The sequence below is a fragment of the Stenotrophomonas sp. 21LCFQ19 genome, from assembly GCF_056861425.1.
In genome coordinates this window covers 20246-38927 of sequence record NZ_JBSPUF010000025.1, presented here as the reverse complement: position 1 = coordinate 38927, position 18682 = coordinate 20246, and the positions used below count along the sequence as shown (strand labels likewise).

The 18682-nt window shown below is 65.9% G+C and carries 9 protein-coding genes; all 9 read left to right on the top strand.

Annotation, left to right across the window (positions count from 1 at the left end; genetic code table 11):
* Positions 1-230 precede the first annotated feature (230 nt).
* Positions 231-1184, top strand: coding sequence for a LysR substrate-binding domain-containing protein (locus AC13FW_RS19820; protein ID WP_482990220.1), 954 nt, complete (start codon positions 231-233; stop codon positions 1182-1184).
* Positions 1185-1492: 308 nt separating this feature from the next.
* Positions 1493-4432, top strand: coding sequence for a TonB-dependent receptor (locus tag AC13FW_RS19815; RefSeq protein WP_282267428.1), 2940 nt, complete (start codon positions 1493-1495; stop codon positions 4430-4432).
* Positions 4433-4524: 92 nt separating this feature from the next.
* A complete protein-coding gene (locus AC13FW_RS19810) occupies positions 4525-6714 on the top strand; it encodes a cellulase (protein ID WP_482990231.1) in 2190 nt (729 codons plus the stop codon).
* 83 nt (positions 6715-6797) lie between these two features.
* Positions 6798-8633: a sialate O-acetylesterase gene (locus AC13FW_RS19805; RefSeq protein ID WP_482990230.1), complete on the top strand. Its 1836-nt coding sequence runs from the start codon at positions 6798-6800 to the stop codon at positions 8631-8633.
* 38 nt (positions 8634-8671) lie between these two features.
* Positions 8672-10363, top strand: a complete 1692-nt coding sequence (locus tag AC13FW_RS19800) for a DUF5597 domain-containing protein (RefSeq protein WP_482990219.1) — start codon at positions 8672-8674, stop codon at positions 10361-10363.
* A 55-nt stretch (positions 10364-10418) separates the two neighbouring features.
* Positions 10419-13286 (top strand): TIM-barrel domain-containing protein, encoded by a 2868-nt coding sequence (locus AC13FW_RS19795; RefSeq protein WP_482990218.1) that lies wholly within the window; start codon positions 10419-10421, stop codon positions 13284-13286.
* A 97-nt stretch (positions 13287-13383) separates the two neighbouring features.
* Complete coding sequence (locus tag AC13FW_RS19790; RefSeq protein ID WP_482990229.1) at positions 13384-15765, top strand: glycoside hydrolase family 95 protein; 2382 nt, start codon at positions 13384-13386, stop codon at positions 15763-15765.
* 28 nt (positions 15766-15793) lie between these two features.
* On the top strand, positions 15794-17287 hold the full coding sequence (gene xylB / locus AC13FW_RS19785) for a xylulokinase (RefSeq protein WP_482990217.1): 1494 nt from the start codon (positions 15794-15796) through the stop codon (positions 17285-17287).
* Positions 17288-17325: 38 nt separating this feature from the next.
* Entirely contained in the window at positions 17326-18660 is a 1335-nt protein-coding gene (gene xylA, locus AC13FW_RS19780; RefSeq protein WP_482990216.1) for a xylose isomerase, read from the top strand.
* Positions 18661-18682: the final 22 nt, after the last annotated feature.

Sequence of the window (18682 nt, the reverse complement as noted above, 5' to 3'; positions counted from 1 at the left end):
CGGCAGACGCAGCATCCGCCAGCGCTGTTGGCGCCGGCTGATCGTGAAATCCTCATCCCTTTCTCCCTGAAGCCTGCTGTCGGTACTGGCCGCGCCTGCCCGGCAGGGCGGCAGCGGTGCTGACGGAAGCGTGGCATAGCCTTGCGTGAGAACCTATGTGCGACAAATGAAATTTTTGTCGTAATGTATTCGCTGGGCGAATAGCTACTCAGTCGAGGGGATCGGCGCGCATGGTTCAACCTACTACCGGCTGGTTCAATGCCACCCGTTTGAAGACCCGTCACCTGTTGCTGCTGCTGCATCTGTACGAGCAGCGCTCGGTGCTGCGCGCGGCCGAGGCCGCCAACATGACCCAGCCGGCGGCATCCAAGCTGCTGGCCGAAATGGAGGACCTGCTGGGTGTGCCGCTGTTCGAGCGGCATGCGCGCGGGGTTGAGCCCACCTGGTACGGGCAGGTGATGATCCGCCGCGCACGCTCGGCGCTGTCGGAGATCGGCCGCGCCCAGGACGAGATCGCGGCGCTGCGCAGCGGCCTTACCGGCCAGGCCGCGATCGGTACCGTGGTCAACCCCGGCACCAACCTGGTGCCGCAGGCGGTGGCCGCGCTCAAGCGCGACTTCCCCGACATCCTGATCCGGATCGAGATGGACTACAGCCGGCCGCTGGTGGCCAAGCTGCTGGATGGCCAACTGGACATCGTGGTCGGCCGCATCATGGGCGCCGAGGGCAGCAGCGAGCTGGAATTCGAGCCGCTGGCCGACGAGCCGCACTCGGTGATCGTGCGTGCAGGGCATCCGCTGGCCGGGCGCCAGCGGGTCAGCTACGGCGACCTGATCGACCACGGCTGGATCATGCCGCCGGAGGGCAGCGTGCTGCGCTCACGGCTGGACGCGGTATTCCTCGAGCATGGCCTGGTACCGCCGCAGAACATCGTCGAGACCACCTCGCTGCCGGTCACCATCCACCTGCTGCGGCACAGCGACCTGCTGACCGCACTGCCGGCCGAGTCGGTCGCGCCCTACCTGCAGACCGGGCAGATGCTGGTGCTGCCGATCGCCCTGGACGTACGCATGGAGTTTTTCGGCATCATCCGCCGCCGCGATCAACTGCTCTCGCCAGGCGCGGAGCGGGTCCTGGAGGCACTGCGGCTGACTGCGCGGCGCTTGTATCCGCCGGCGGGCTGATCCTTTGGTATTCGCTTCTGATATAGATCCTGCGCATTTTTTCATTGGTCGGGAATGAGTACCCCCGCCTATGCTCGCCGCCGTGGCTGTTTCAGGTCATTGGTATCAGGGCCATGGCCCGCGTGCGTCAGTGGGGGGCATGCGGATCCACCGGCAAAGTGATGTGGAGAGCGGTAAGTCGGGCGCCCGGCCATGGCGGGGTGTGCAGGTACGCGGTTTTCAATCAGCTTCACCTGGTGCCAAAGACGCAATGACGTCGGTGCTGGGGACAACTCAATCGTCGTCATGTGTCCTGGGAGGGAACATTCATGTCAACGTTCCAGCGCCGCCTCACGGTGGCCAATAGCGCGCGTCGCCGCGCTTGTAGCGGTCTGCAACCGACCGTCCTTGCCCTGAGTGTGGCGCTGCTGCTTTCGGCCGCCGCTCAAGCACAGGAAGCCGCCACCACGCCGACCACCACCGACCTGGACAAGGTCGAGGTCACCGGTACCCGTGGCAGCCTGACCAAGGCACAGATCATCAAGGAACAGTCCGACCAGATCGTTGATTCGATCGTGGCCGAGGACATCGGCAAGCTGCCCGACAACAACGTCGCCGAGGCATTGCAGCGCATCACCGGCGTGCAGATCACCCGCAACAAGGGCGAAGGCAGCGGCATCATGGTGCGCGGCCTCACCCAGGTGCGCAGCGAGCTCAATGGCCGCGATATCTTCACCGCCAACGCCGGCCGTGCATTGAGCTGGGAAGACGTGCCGGCCGAATTGCTCGGCGGTGTGGACGTCTACAAGAACCCCAGTGCGGAGATGATCGAAGGCGGCCTCGGTGGCCTGGTCAACCTGCGCACCCGCATGCCCTTCGACCAGGACGGCATGAAGGTCTCCGGCAGCTTCACTCTCAACAAATGGGACCTGCGCGACTCGTTGCAGCCCTCGGCGTCCATCCTGTTCTCCAACCGCTGGAACACCGAAGCCGGTGAATTCGGCGTGCTGTTCAACGTCGCCCACCAGGAAGGCCAGTACCGCGAAGACCGCATCAACATGGGCAGCTACCTGTCCTATGACGATGTGCCCGGCTACGAAGGCCAGAGCGTTGTCATTCCCAGCGAAGTCGGCATGTACAGCCACTTCGGTGATCGCGAGCGTGACGGCCAGTACGTGGCGCTGCAGTGGAAGCCGAACGACGACGTCGAGATCTACGGCACCGTGCTGCGTTCGGACTACAAGTTCCGCAACCGCGAATACAGCGTGCGCGTGGGCAACCTCAACAACAACACCCAGGACCTGGTGAACTGGTCCAACAACGGCTGGGGCTTCGTTTCGCCGAGCATCCCGGGCTACGAAGCGTTCAACGACCCATTCGGCTTCGACGGCAACGGCGAGTTCCAGTACGGCACCTTCAACAACGCGCTGATCACCACCACCGCGCGCATGGACTGGCGCAACTCGGTGACCACCGACTATGCGCTGGGCGGCAAGTGGCAGGTCAATGACAACCTGCACCTGTCCACCGACTTCCAGTACATCGATGCCACCACCGAGAGCGTCAACTACTGGGTTGACCTGCTCGCCGGCCAGGTGGATCCGGATGACTGGCGTGGCTGGTCCGGCCTGTACGGCGTGCCGCCGGTGCGCGTGGACATGAGCGGCCGCTATCCGTCGGTGACCGTGCTCGACCGCGAGACCGGCCAGCCGATCAACGGCTACATGAGCGACATCAGCAACTACGGTGGCTGGTACTCGCACCTGGACAAGCGCGACAACAACGACGCCGACCAGTTCTCCTGGCGCGCCGACCTGCGCTGGGATTTCCTCGACAGCGACCTGCTCAACGACCTGCGCATGGGCGTGCGTTACACCGACCGCAGCGCCATCACCCGCAGCTCGGGCTGGAACTGGCAGAAGATCGCACCGGCCGGTACCGACAATGCCTGGGGCAGCTTCACCCCGGCGCCCTTCGCCGACTACCCCAATGCCTGCTACCGGCTGTTCCCGTTCAGTGACCACTTCCGTGGCAACAGCGGGTTGCCGACCGGCTACGTTGCCTGCGACGAGATGGTCGCCGACTACGAGAACACCGTGCGCATGTTCGGCCACGAGCCGATCGCCTACAACCCGATCACCGACATCCGCGAGTACACCGAGAAGACCTACGCCGCGTATGCGATGCTGCGCCTGGGCAACGACTCGGCGCGCTTCCCGTGGGATGTCAACGTCGGCGCGCGCGTCGTGCGCACCGAGACCACGGTCAACGGCTATGAGCTGGCGCAGAATTCGGCCACCAACGACACCAACCAGGTCAACGCCAAGCACTCGTACACCGACGTGCTGCCGAGCCTGAACTTCCGCATGTTCCTGACCGACAGCCTGCAGTGGCGCGTGGCTGCCTCGCGGGCGATGTCGCGCCCGGACTTCAACCTGATGGACCCCTACGTCTATCTCAACGACACGTTCTTCGACTTCAACACCGGTGGCGTTTCCTACGCCAGCCGCGGCAATCCAAACCTGGATCCGATGTACTCCAATCAGTTCGATACCTCGCTGGAGTGGTACTTCGGCCTGGGCTCGATGATCTACGGCACCGCGTTCTACAAGCAGGTTGACGGCTTCTACTACTACGACACGATCGCCGCCAATTACTTCGACCCGAACTTCGACATGCCGCTGGAAGGTTCCACCACCGGTGAGACCCGTCCATGCGTGAGCATGGAGTGCGTGCGCGAGTTCCAGCTGCAGACCCGCGCCAACGGCCAGGACGGCAAGATCAAGGGCTTCGAACTCGGTTACCGCCAGTTCTTCACCTTCCTGCCGGGCGCGCTGGACGGCCTGGGCTTCGAGGCCAACTACACCTACGTGGACAGCAAGGCACCGGCACCGGACGCCGCCAGCACCGACGGCATCGAGATTTCCTACCTGCCGTTGGAAGGCCTGTCGAAGAAGAGCTACAACGTGGTGTTGATGTACGAAAAGGAACGTGTGTCCTTCCGTGCCGCCTACAACTGGCGTGATACCTGGCTGGTCACCACGCGGCCGCCGAATGCGGGTCACGTGCCGCAGTACCACGACGCCACCGGCCAGCTGGATGCCTCGCTGCGCATCAACCTCAACAAGATCTGGTCGCTGACCCTGGACGGCACCAACCTGCTCGATGAGGTGCGTTCGGATTACTACGGCAGCAGCAGCCGTCCCAACGGCTGGTACGTCAATGATCGTCGTTATGGATTGAGCATCCGGGCCAACCTGGATCTTTGAACGGAGGTGCGGTGATGGCAGGTGTCGGGCGCTTCAATACGGGTGGTACGCAGCAACACGCGGCCACGGGCGCCGGGCTCCTGCGGCGGTGGATGCTGGCGGCGGCGATGCTGCTGCCAGCGCCGGTCGCGCTGTCCGCACCCGCGGCGGCGCCAGCGGAGTACCAGTGGCACAACGTCGCCATCGGCGGCGGAGGTTTCGTCACCGGGCTGGTCTTCCACCCGCAGCAACAGGGGCTGCAGTACGCGCGCACCGATATCGGTGGCGCGTACCGTTGGGAGCCGGCGCAGCAGCGCTGGCAACCCCTGCTGGACTGGATGGACGCCAGCGACCAGGGCCGCTTCGGCGTGGAAAGCATGGCCGTCGATCCGGCCGACCCCGAACGCCTGTACATGGCGGTGGGCACCTATCTGCACGAGCGTGGCAGCAACGGCGTGATCCTGCGTTCGAACGACCGCGGGCGGAGTTTCCAGCGCACCGAACTGCCCTTCAAGATGGGGGGCAACGAACTGGGCCGCGCCAATGGTGAGCGCCTGGCGGTGGACCCGAACGACGGCAAGGTGCTGTTGTTCGGTACCCGCGCCAACGGCGTGTGGCGCAGTGCCGACGGTGGTATCAGCTGGAGCGAGTTGACCTCGTTCCCGGCAATCGCCAAATCCACCGCAGCCACCGCGCAGAGCTGGGGCGGTGCGCAGGCCATCGGCGTGGCCTTCATCAATTTCGAACCAGACAGCAAGGGTGGCGACGGTGCATCGCGCACGGTCTACGCCGGCGTCTCCACCCAGCAGACCGCGCTGTACCGCTCCGACGATGCCGGCAGCAGCTGGCAGGCAGTGCCGGGCCAGCCGATCGGCTTGCGCCCCAACCATATGGTGCGCGACAGCCTGGGCCGCTGGTTGCTGAGCTACGGCGACCAGCCCGGTCCCAACACCATGAACAACGGTGCGCTGTGGCGCTTTGATCCGCGCGACGGTGCATGGACCGACATCACCCCGGTGCCGCAGTCCACCGACCTGCAGGGCGACGGCTTCGGCTGGGGCGCGGTGGCGGTGGATCCGCAGGACCCGCAGCGTATCGTCGCCAGCACCTTCAATCGCTTCGCGCCGCATGACGACATCTTTCGCAGCGTCGATGGCGGCCGCAGCTGGACCGCGCTGTCCACGCGCGCCGACTTCGACCACTCCTATGCACCGTGGACCGAAGAGGCGCGGCCGCATTGGATGGGTGTGCTGGCGATCGATCCGCACGACCCTGGCCACCTGCAGTTCGTCACCGGCTACGGCATCTGGGATACGCGCGACCTGCGCAGCTTCGACGACGGCAAGCGCCTGACCTGGCGTTTCCCGTTGGCTGGCTTCGAGGAGACCGTTCCGCTGGCGCTGGTCAGCCCGCCGCAGGGTGCGCACCTGGTCAGTGGCCTGGGCGACATCGACGGCTTCGTGCATGACGATCTGGACACGCCGCAGCAGCGGTTTGCCGGCGTGCGCTTCTCCAATACCGAAAGCCTTGCCTATGCCGGGCAGGCACCGCAGCTGATGGTGCGTACCGGCTACTTCCACGACCGCCCCGAAGGTGCGGTGCGTGCGGCCTGGTCGAAGGATGGCGGGCGCACGTGGACGGCATTCGCGCACGAGCCGCCCGATGGCGAAGGTGCGGGCCGCATCACCCTGGCCGCCGACGGCAAGCGCGTTATCTGGCAGACCCGTAATGGCGGCCATTGGCTCAGCGCCGATTTCGGCGGCCGCTGGCAGGCGGTGAAGGGTCTGCCGAAGAATGCGGTGGTGGAAGCGGACAAGCTGGAGGCCGGCGTGTACTACGGCTTCGATCCGGTAAGCGGCGCGCTGTATGTCAGTGGCGATGGCGGCGTGGAATTCCGTCAGGCCGAGGCCGGCGTCGGCGCGGTGGGTGATTGGTTCCGTGCCGAGATCCGACCGAATCCGTGGCAGGCCGGTGAGGCCTGGGTTGCCGCCGGCTGGCGTGGGCTGTTGCACTGGTCGCCGGGCAAGCTGCGCCGTGTGGAAGGCCTGGACAATGTGTTTTCGGTCGGGCTCGGCAAGCCGCTCAAGGAGGGTGACACGCCGGTGCTGTTCGTATTCGGCGAGATGGCCGGCAAACGCGGCCTGTACCGTTCCGACAACGGTGGCCGCCGCTGGGCCCGCATCGACAACGACGCGCAGCGCTTTGGCGGCGTGATCCGTCACGTCACCGGTGATACGCGTATTCCCGGTCGCGTCTATTTCGGCACCGAAGGCCGTGGCATCTGGTACGGAGAATCGAATTGAAATCGTTGTTCGCAGTGATTGGGCTGGCAGCGCTTGCCAGCAGTGCACAGGCAGTGGAGCTGCCGCGCGTGTTCGCCGACGGCATGGTGCTGCAGCGTGACCAGCCCGTGCCTGTATGGGGCAAGGCTGCACCGGGTGCACAGGTACGCGTCGATTTCGCGGGCAGGCAGGTGACGGTGAAGGCCGCTGCCGACGGCAACTGGCGTGCGCAGTTGGCCGCGCTGCCGGCTGGCGGCCCGTATGTGCTGAGCATCGACGACAAGGCTGCGCCAAAGCAGTTGCGTGACGTCTACGTCGGTGAAGTGTGGCTGGCCTCGGGTCAGTCCAACATGGAATGGCCACTGGCCCAGACCGATGGCGCCGAGGCGGCGATTGCAGCTGCCAATGATCCGCTGATCCGCCATTTCAAGATCCCCAAGTCGTGGGCCGGCGCACCGCAGTGGCAGCTCACTGGCGGCGACTGGCGGCAGGCAACGCCGCGTACCGCCGGCGACTTTTCGGCAGTAGCCTATTACTTCGCGCAACAGCTGCGTGCGCGCACTGGTGTTGCGGTCGGCATCATCGACAGCACCTGGGGCGGCAGCACCATCGAAGCCTGGAGTGATGCAGCAACGCAGGGCCTGGACAGCGCCGCGCTGGCCGCGCAGGCGGCTGCGCTGCGCGAGGCCGACACCAAGGCGCTGCAGGTAACCCACGCCAACCTTGCGCGCTGGCCGCAACTGCCGGCCGATGCCAGCCACTGGCATGAGGCTGATGTCGATGCGGCGCAGTGGACCACCATCACTGTCCCCGGCCTGTGGGAAAGCCAGGGCTGGAATGGCATGGACGGCGTTGCCTGGTACCGCGCCAGCTTCCGTCTCAGTGCCGATGAAGCCGCCAAGGGCGTGACCTTGGGCGTTGGCCGCATCGACGACAGCGATACCACCTGGGTCAACGGCCAGCAGGTCGGCGAAACCAAGCTGCAGTACAACCTGGCGCGTCGCTACAGCGTGCCCGCGTCCGCATTGCACGCTGGGCTCAACCATGTCGCCGTGCGCGTGCAGGACTTCGGTGGCGGTGGTGGCATCCACGGCGAAGCCAGCGAGGTGTTCGTGCAGCCGCAGGGTGCGGCCGCGCGTGCACTGGATGGCTGGAGCTTCCGTGTCGAGAGCGCGCAGGTCGCGCTGGTGGACGACAAGAACCAGCATCCAACCCTGTTGTACAACGCGATGATCCATCCACTGCAGGATTACGGCGTGCGCGGCGTGCTCTGGTACCAGGGCGAGTCCAACGCCAACACCTTGCCGCAGGCGCAGAAGTACCGGCAGCAGTTCCCGGCGTTGATCACGCAATGGCGCGCACAGTGGAAGGCACCTGCGCTACCGTTCCTGTGGGTGCAGCTGGCGCCGTTCTCGTCCGGCGCGGACAAGCGCGATGCGGACGATGTGGCGTTGGAAAGCCCGTGGGCCCTGCTGCGTGAATCGCAGGGCACGACACTGGCGCTGCCAGCCACCGGCCAGGTGGTGATTGCCGACGTCGGTGATGTGCACGACATCCACCCGCGCAACAAGCGCACTGTTGGCGATCGCCTGGCGCTCGCCGCAGGGAAGCTGGTTTATGGCGACAGCACGGTCGTTGCATCCGGCCCGAGCCATGTCGGCCATGACGTGCAGGGCAGCAGCCTGGTGCTGCGTTTTGACGCGGGCGCTGCGCCGTTGCAGGTAGGCGGTGGCGGTGAACTGAAGGGCTTTGAGGTTGCCGGTAGTGATGGGCATTTCCATCGCGCGCAGGCACGCATCGATGGCAACCGGGTGATCCTGCAGAGCAGCGAAGTGCAGGCGCCAGTGGCCGCACGCTACGGCTGGAGCGATACCGCGCAGGGCGCCAACCTGACAGGTGCCACCGGCTTGCCGGCGTCGCCTTTCCGCACCGGGCCATGAGCGTGCGGAACACCTGCATGAAGCAAAAGGAAACGACCATGAAGCTGACATCCCGACGTTCCGCGCCGGTCACCGGTGGCCTGCTCGCAACCGCGATGGCATTGCTGTTGGCTGCCTGTGGCAGCGCCAACCCGGACGCACCCACTGCGCAAGGTGGCGAAGCCAAGACTGCAGCCGCGGCCGCGGCCACTGCAGCGGACCTGCCGCGCGTGGTCACCGAGAATGGTCGCCATGCCTTGTTCGTCGATGGCAAGCCGTTCCTGATCCTTGGCGCGCAGGTCAACAACTCCAGCAACTACCCGCAGGCGCTGGACGACGTATGGCCGGCCATCGACATCGTCAAGCCGAACACGGTGATGGTGCCGGTAGGCTGGGAACAGGTGGAAGCCAAGGAGGGCGAGTTCGATTTCGCCTTCGTCGATACCCTGCTGGAGCAGGCCCGCGAAAAGAAAGTGCGGTTGATCCTGTTGTGGTTCGCCACCTGGAAGAACAACGGCCCGAACTACGCGCCGGAGTGGGTAAAGCTGGACAACCAGCGCTTCCCGCGCGTGATCACCGCCGATGGCCGCACCCTCAACTCGTTGTCGCCGCATGCACCGGCAACCCTGGAGGCCGACCGCAAGGCCTTCGTGCAGCTGATGCGTCACCTCAAGGCCAAGGACCCGCAGCACACCGTGATCATGGTGCAGCCGCAGAACGAGCCGGGCACCTATGGCAGCGTGCGTGACTTCTCGCCGCTTGCGCAGAAGGATTTCGATGCAGCCGTGCCCGAGGCCTTGCTGAAGAAGCTGGGCAAGCAGCCGGGGACGTGGCGTGACGTGTTCGGTGCCGATGCCGACGAGTTCTTCCATGCCTGGCATATCGCCCACTTCATTGACCAAGTGGCTGCTGCCGGCAAGGCCGAGTACAACCTGCCGATGCTGGTCAATGCAGCATTGCGCGGCCCGTTCAACCCGGGCCAGCCCGGGCAGTACGCCAGCGGTGGCCCCACCGACAACGTGCTGGACGTTTACAAGGCAGCAGCGCCGAACATCGACCTGTTGGCGCCGGACATCTACATGCCCGAATACACGATGTACACCACGGTGCTGGAGCGCTACTCGCGCGCCGACAATCCGCTGTTCGTCGCCGAGACCGGCAACCGCGAGGAGTACGCGCGTTATTTCTTCTCCGCGTTGGGTCACCAGGCCATCGGCTGGTCGCCGTTCGGCATCGACTACTCCAAGTACTCCAACTATCCACTCGGCGCACGGACCATGAACCCGGAGACGCTGGAGCCGTTCGCGCTCAACTATCGCCTGGTGGCGCCGGCTGCCGGGGTGATCGCCAAGGCCAGCTTCGAGGGCAAGGTGCGCGCCACCGCCGAGCAGCCAGGGCAGGCCGTGCAGACCCTGAAGATCGACGACAAGTGGAACGCGGTCATCACCTATGGCGTGCCGCAGTTCTGGTTCCAGGGCGAGCCGCCGGGCAATCCCGAGCCGATTGGCCGGGCGCTGGTAGTGCAGCTGGCAGCGGATGAATTCCTGGTCACCGGTGCGCACGCGCGCATCAGCCTGGTGGCGGCCGATCCGGCGGTTGCCGAGCGGCAGATCTACCACTCGGTGGATGAAGGCACCTATGTCGACGGCGAGTGGACGTTCCGCCGCCGCTGGAACGGTGACCAGACCGATTACGGCCTCAATTTCTCCAGCGCACCGCAGTTGCTGCGGGTGAAGCTGGCCACGTACTGAGCAGTCGCATACAGCAAGGCGCCAGCCAGGCGCCCCAACGGAGGGAGATCCAATGATGTTGCAGAACAAGCACGCGCGGCTGCGCACCAGCCTGCTGGCACTGGCCGTGGCCGCCGCGATGGCGCCGCTGGCCGCATCGGCACAGACCGTGGAGCGCCAGGCCGATGGTGTGATCGTGCGCCCGGCCAATGCCAAAGCCGCCGATGTGCGCCTGCAGTTGGTGGACGACCGTATCGTGCGCGTCAGCGCGGACGTGGATGGTGATTTCCAGCGCAGCCCGAGCCTGATGCGCGTGGCCAACAGCGCGCCGGTGCCGGCATTCGAGCTCAGCCAGGACGCCAGCGCGGTGACCCTGAAGGCCGCGGGCATCTCCGCGCAGGTAGCCCTGGCCGATGGCCGCGTCAGCTTCTTCGATGCCGCCGGCAAGCCGCTGCTGGCTGAGTCGGCCGCAACGCGTGATTTCAGCGCCGGGCAGGTGGAAGGCAAGCCGATGTACAGCGTGCGCCAGCGCTTCGATTCGGTCGAAGGCGAAGCGCTGTACGGCACCGGCCTGCACCAGCAGGGCTGGATGAACCTCAAGGGCCGCGATGTCGAACTGCTCCAGCACAACATCGACAACGCCATTCCCTACCTGATCTCCAGCCGCAACTACGGCATCCTCTGGGACAACAACTCGATCACCCGTTACGGCGACCCCAAGGGCCTGCGACCGCTGCAGGAAGACCTGGTGGTCTATGACGCGCAGGGCAAGCCGGGTGCATTCACCGCGACCTATTCGTTCGATGGCCAGCAGCGTGTGGTGCGTCGCGAGAACGAGATCAACTACCAGTACATCAAGGACCTGAAGGCGCTGCCCGCCGACGGTTGGAACAAGGCCCAGGGCGGCCGTACCCAGGTGGTGTGGGAAGGCGCCATCGAAGCCAAGCAGGGCGGTCGCCACACGTTCTCGATGTACAACAGCGAGTACGCCAAGGTCTACATCGACGGCAAGCTGGTGATCGACCGCTGGCGGCAGAACTGGAACCCGTGGCACCACGAGTTCGCCCTGGACCTGCAGCCGGGCCAGAAGCATCAGGTGAAGGTGGAATGGGACGCGATCGATCCGGCCTATATCGCGCTGCTGCATCGCGACCCGCTGCCCGCCGCCGAGGCCAATGATCTTTCGATCTGGTCCGAAGCCGGGCAGATGATCGACTACTACGTGGTTGCCGGCAGCAATGCCGACGAACTGATCGCCGGCTACCGCGAACTGACCGGCAAGGCTGTGCTGCTGCCGAAGTGGTCGTATGGCTTCTGGCAGAGCCGCGAGCGCTACAAGACCCAGGACGAGCTGACCGGTGCGCTGGACGAGTACCGCCGCCGCAAGCTGCCGATCGACGCCATCGTGCTCGACTGGTCGTACTGGCCGGAAGACGCCTGGGGCTCGCACGACTTCGACAGCAAGAACTTCCCGGACCCGACCGGCATGATCAAGCACGTGCACGACCAGAATGCGCAGATCATGATTTCGGTGTGGCCAAAGTTCTACCCGACCACCGCCAACTACAAGGAACTCGACGCCGCCGGTGCCATGTACCACCGCAACGTCGAAGTCGGCGAGCTGGACTGGATCGGCAAGGGCTACCTGAATTCCTTCTACGACCCGTACTCGCAGAAGGGCCGCGACATCTTCTGGCGTCAGGTCAACGAGAAGCTCAACAGCCGTGGCATCGATGCCTGGTGGCTGGACGCCTCCGAGCCGGACCTGCACAGCAACATCGACATCGGTGAGCGCAAGGCGCGCACCACGCCGACCGCGATCGGTTCCTCGGTGGAGTACTTCAACTCCTATCCGCTGGTGCATTCCGAAGGCGTGTACGAAGGCTCGCGCGAGGTCGATCCGGACAAGCGCGTGTTCATCCTCTCGCGTGCCTACTTCGCCGGCCAGCAGCGCGCCGGTGCGGCCTTCTGGAGCGGTGACATCGTGCCGCGCTGGGACGACATGCGTGAGCAGATATCCGGCCTGGTCAATGCCTCGATGGCCGGTGCGCCGAACGTCAGCTTCGACATCGGTGGCTTCTCGCCGGAGCAGCGCTTCATCGACAAGGACCCGGCGCACCTGCCGGAGTGGCGCGAGATGAGCCTGCGCTGGTTCCAGTACGGCGCCTTCGTGCCTGTGTTCCGCCTGCACGGCCAGTTCCCGTACCGCGAGATCTGGGAAATCGCCCCGGAAGGCTCGGCGCACTACAACAGCTTCGTTCACTACCTGAAGCTGCGTTACACGCTGCTGCCCTACATCTACACCCTGGCCGGCGATACCTGGCAGAAGGACGGCACCATCCTGCGCGCGATGGCGATGGACTTCCCGGCCGACCCCAAGGTGCGTGACATCGCCGACCAGTACCTGTTTGGCCCGGCCTTCCTGGTCGCGCCGGTGACCGAGTTCAAGGCCACCAGCCGCCAGGTCTACCTGCCGGCCGGCACCAGCTGGATCGACTTCAACACCGGCGAGCGTCATGCCGGTGGCCAGACCATCACCGCCGCCGCGCCGCTGGAGCGCAGCCCGCTGTTCGTGCGTGCCGGCTCCATCGTGCCGCGCACCGTGGTCCAGCAGTACGTCGACGAGCAGCCCAACGCACCGGTCACCATCGAGGTCTATACCGGCGCCGACGGCAGCTTCTCGCTGTACGAGGACAACGGCCGGAACTATGGCTACGAGCGTGGCCAGTCCAGCCGCATCGCGCTGCAGTGGGACCAGGCCAAGGGCGTGCTGAGCATCGGTGCGCGCGAGGGCAGTTACCCGGGCATGCAGGACAAGCGCGAACTGCGCGTGCGTTGGGTCGATGGCCCGCGTGACGGCATCGGCACGCTGGAGCCCAAGGCCGACGTGGTGGTGCGTTACGACGGCAAGGCGCAGGCCATCACCCGTCCGGCTGCCCGCTGACAGCGGCAGCCAAGTTCGGCATTATGGAAACCGGTGGACATTTGAGTCTGGGAGGGCCGGAATGAACGCTGCAAACGGTCCTGTCCCGGTCGTCGGGATGACCACTGAAAGCGCCGGGCTGGCACAGCCCGGCCGCCGTGCGCTGTTCAAGGGCGCGGCGGCCGCGTTGGCCGTCGGCAACCTGCCGCTGGCGGGCGTGCTGCAGGCGGCGACGTCGGAAGCCGCGGCGTCGGCCGCCGACCTGCTGTGGTACCGGCAGCCGGCGCGCAGCTGGGTGGAGGCCCTGCCGCTGGGCAATGGCCGGCTTGGCGCAATGGTGTTCGGTGGCGTCGCCAACGAGCGCCTGCAACTCAATGAAGACACGCTCTACGCTGGTGGTCCGTACAGCGCGGTCAACCCGCGTGCGCGCGACAGCGTGCAGCGCGTGCGTGAGCTGGTCTTCGCCGGTAACTATGCCGCCGCCGAAGCACTGGCCAACGAGACGCTGATCTCGCGGCCGGTCAAACAGATGCCGTACCAGCCGCTGGGCAACCTGTGGCTGGAGTTCCATCGCTTGGAAGGCATCAGCGAATACCGCCGCGAGCTGGATCTGGATGCGGCCATTGCCCGCACCACGTTCCGCGCCGGTGCCGGCCTGCATCGCCGCGAGGTGTTCATCTCGCCGGTCGATCAATGCCTGGTGTTGCGCTACACCGTGGAAGACGGTGAGCCGATGGGCGGTTTCATCCGCACCGCCAACGAGCACGCAACCAGTACGACGGCCACCGACGATGGTTGGCTGGTCAGCGGCCACAACGTGTCGCGCGACGGTGTGCCCGGCAAGCTGCGTTTTGCGTTCCGTGTGCAGGTGCGCCACGTTGGCGGCAAGCTGCGCATCAACACCGATCACATCGCCTTCGACGGCGTGCGTGAGCTGGAACTGCGCCTGGTCGCCGCTACCAGCTACCGCGCCTTCGATGACGTCGGCGGCGATCCGGAAGCGATCACCGCCGCACAGTTGTCCAAGGCCGCAGGCAGAAGCGCAGCGCAGCTGCGCGCCGATCACCTGGCCGAACACCAGCGCCTGTACCGGCGCATGCGCCTGGACCTGGGCCGCACTGTTGCCGCCGACAAGCCTACCGACGAACGCATCGCGGCCTTTGCCAGCGGTGATGATCCGGCACTGGTCGCGCTGTACCACGCCTATGCCCGTTACCTGTTGATCTGCAGCTCGCGTCCCGGCACCCAGCCGGCCAACCTGCAGGGCATCTGGAACGATCTGATGGACCCGCCGTGGGAGAGCAAGTACACGCTCAACATCAACACGCAGATGAACTATTGGCCGGCCGAAGCGGCGGCCTTGCCCGAATGCGTGGAGCCCTTGCAGCGGATGATCGGCGAACTGGCCCGCAGCGGCGCGCTCACCGCGCAGCAGATGTACGGCGTCGATGGCTGGGTGGTGCACAACAACACCGACCTGTGGCGCGTCAGCACGCCGCCCGATGGCGCGCAGTGGGCGCTGTGGCCGACCGGCGGCGCATGGCTGCTGCAGCAGCTGTGGGACCGCTGGGACTATGGCCGCGACCCGGCTTACCTGCGCCAGGTCTGGCCGCTGTTCAAGGGCGCGGCGCTGTTCTTCGTCAACAGCCTGCAGCGCGATCCGAACACCGGCCACCAGGTCACGGTGCCGTCGATCTCGCCGGAGAACCAGCATCCGCACGGCGCGGCGATCTGCGCCGGGCCGACCATGGATGCGCAGCTGCTGCGCGACCTGTTTGGCCAATGCATCGAAGCCGCTCGCCTGCTCGATACCGATCACGCCTTCGCCGCACAACTGGACACGCTGCGTGCGCAGCTGCCGCCGAACCGGGTCGGCCGCGCCGGCCAGTTGATGGAATGGCAGCAGGATTGGGACATGCAGGCGCCGGAACTGCAGCATCGTCACGTCTCGCATCTGTACGGCCTGCACCCGTCCAGCCAGATCAACCGCCGCGACAACCCCGAGCTCAGCGCCGCCGCACGCCGCACCCTGGAACTGCGCGGTGACGAAGCGACCGGCTGGGGCATCGCCTGGCGCCTGAACCTGTGGGCGCGGCTGGGCGAAGGCCAGCGTTGCCTGCAGATCCTGCGCCTGCTGCTGGCACCGCAGCGCAGCTATCCAAACCTGTTCGACGCACATCCGCCGTTCCAGATCGACGGCAATTTCGGTGGCGCCGCCGGCATCGTCGAGATGCTGGTGCAGAGCTGGGGCGGGGCGGTGTTCCTGCTGCCTGCGCTGCCGGCCGAACTGGCGCAGGGCACCTTGCAGGGCGTGCGTGTGCGCAATGCCGGCGTGCTCGACCTGCAGTGGAGCGCTGGCCGCCTGCAGCAGGTCAGCCTGCTGGCCGAACGCGGCGGCGCCTTCAACCTCGTTTACCAAACCCACGAACTGAAACTGGACCTGCGTGCCGGCCAGCGCATCACCGCGCAGCTGCACGATGGTCAATGGAGTCTTGCATGAGTCACCTCGCTTCCCGCTGGTGTGCGGCATGAGCATCGTCGCCGGTATCGACGCGGGCACGCAGAGCCTGAAAGTCGTGGTCTACGACGCCGCGCAACGGCAGTTGCTGGCCACGGCCAGCGCGCCGTTGCAGCTGCACAGTGCCGATGACGGCAGCCGCGAGCAGGATCCGGCAGCGTGGGTCGCGGCGATGGAGGATTGCTTCGCCCGCATCGACCCGCAACTGCGCCAGCAGGTGCAGGCGCTGGCGGTGTCCGGCCAGCAGCATGGCTTCGTCGCGTTGGATGCGGACGGCAAGGTGCTGGCCCCGGCCAAGCTCTGGTGCGACACCAGCAGCAGCGCGGAATGCGCGCAGATCATGGATGCGGCCGGTGGCGCGCAGCGCTGCATCGAACTGGCCGGCAATCCCATCCTTGCAGGCTACACCGCCTCCAAGCTGCCATGGACGGCCAAACACCGGCCGGATGCCTACGCAAAGCTGGCGCATATCCTGCTGCCGCACGACTACCTGAACTTCGTGCTGACCGGCCAGTACTACTGCGAGCACGGCGATGCCTCGGGCACCGGCTGGCTGGATGTGCGCACGCGCCAGTGGTCGCCGGAACTGCTGAAGGCGACCGACGCCAACCGCGATCTCGCTGCCTGCCTGCCGCCGCTGGTGGGCGCCGATGTCCTGTTCGACATCGCGCCCGGGGCTGCAGCACGCCTGGGTTTGCCGGCCACGGTGAAGATTGGCGCAGGCGGCGGTGACAACATGATGGCTGCGATCGGCACCGGCTGCGTTGCGCCGGGCAAGCTGGCGATGAGCCTGGGTACTTCGGGCACGCTGTTTGCCAGTTCCGATGTGCCGGTGGTGGATGCTGGTGGCGCATGGGCGGCGTTCTGCTCGTCCAGCGGCGGTTGGTTGCCGCTGATCTGCACGATGAACTGCACCGTGGTCACCGAGCAGGTGGCGCGCATGTTCGGCTTCAGCAGCCGCGACGGCGATGCGCACATCAATGCGACCACGCCGGGCGCAGATGGGCTGGTGATGCTGCCCTTCCTCAATGGCGAGCGCACCCCCGACCTGCCGCTGGGCAAGGGTGTGCTGGCTGGCCTGGACGCCACCACCATGAACCCCTCGCACTTCTACCGCGCGGCGATGGAGGGGGCGACCTATGCACTGAAGTACGGCTTTGATGCCTTCGTCGGTGCCGGCATGCGCTTCGACCGCATCGTGCTGACCGGTGGCGGCAGCAACAGCGCTGCCTGGCGGCAGATGGTCGCCGATGTGTTCGGCCTGCCGGTGGAAGTGCCGCAGCAGTCCGAAGGCGCCGCATTCGGTGCCGCCCTGCAGGCGCTGTGGGCATTGCAGCGCAGCGCCGGCAACGACGCATCCCTGGCCACACTCGCGGCCACCCATGTAACCCCCGATGCCGCAGCCACTGCCACGCCTGACCGCGCGCGCAGCGCGGACTATGCGCTGGCCTACCAGCGCTACCTGCAACACCTGCACGCCGTCATGCCGCTGTACCGCGGTTGATTCTTTCCCCGTAGTTTGTCGACACAGGAATTCGCACCATGAGCAAGCAGCCCTTCATCGGCGCCACCGAGTATTTCCCCGGCATCGGCCAGATCCCGTTCGAGGGTCGCGACTCCGACAACCCCTTGGCGTTCAAGGTCTATGACGCGGACAAGCTGGTCGGTGGCAAGAGCATGCGCGAGCACCTGCGCTTCGCTGCCTGCTACTGGCACACCTTCTGCAACGCCGGTGCCGATCCGTTCGGTCCGGGCACGCGCCGCTTCCCGTGGGAGAAGGGCGATGCCATGGCCACCGCCGAGGCCAAGGTCGATGCGGCGTTCGAGTTCTTCACCAAGCTCGGTGTGCCGTACTACTGCTTCCATGACGTCGACATGGCGCCGGACGCCGATGACATCGGCACCTACGAAAAGAATCTCAAGCACGTGGTGGCGCTGGCCAAGCAACGCCAGCAGACCACCGGCACCAAGCTGCTGTGGGGCACCGCCAACCTGTTCTCGCACCCGCGCTACATGAACGGCGCGGCGACCAACCCGGATTTCAACGTGGTCAGCCGCGCCGCGGTGCAGGTCAAGGCCGCGCTGGAAGCCACGGTTGAACTGGGCGGCGAGCACTTCGTGTTCTGGGGGGGGCGCGAAGGGTATGCCAGCCTGCACAACACCAACATGAAGCGCGAGCTCGAGCACTTTGCACGCTTCCTCAGCGCCGCGCGCGACTACGGCCGCAGCATCGGCTTCACCGGCAAGTTCTTCATCGAACCCAAGCCGATGGAGCCGATGAAGCACCAGTACGATTTCGACTCGGCAACCGTCGCCGGCTTCCTCAAGGCCAATGGCCTGCAGGACGACTTCATGCTCAACATCGAGGCCAACCACGCCACGCTGTCCGGCCACACCTTCGAGCACGACCTGCAGGTCGCCTCCGATCACGGCCTGCTCGGCAGCATCGATGCCAACCGTGGCAACGCGCAGAACGGCTGGGACACCGACCAGTTCCCGACCGACCTGTACGACACGGTCGGCGCGATGCTGGTGGTGCTGCGCCAGGGCGGCCTGGTCGGCGGCCTGAACTTCGACGCCAAGCCGCGCCGCGAATCCACCGACATGGAAGACCTGTTCATTGCCCACATCGGTGGCATGGATGCGTTCGCACGCGGTCTGGAAGTGGCCCACGGCCTGCTCAATGACTCGCCGTGGGAACAGTGGCGTGCACAGCGTTACGCCAGCTTCGACGCCGGCGCCGGCAAGGACTTCGCCAGCGGCAAGCTGGGCCTGGCCGAGCTGGCCAAGCTCGCGGCCGGCAACGGCGAACCGGTGCAGGCCAGCGGCAAGCAGGAGCGCTACGAGAACCTGCTCAACCAGTACCTGCTGCGCTGAGCACCAGGCCGACGACATAACC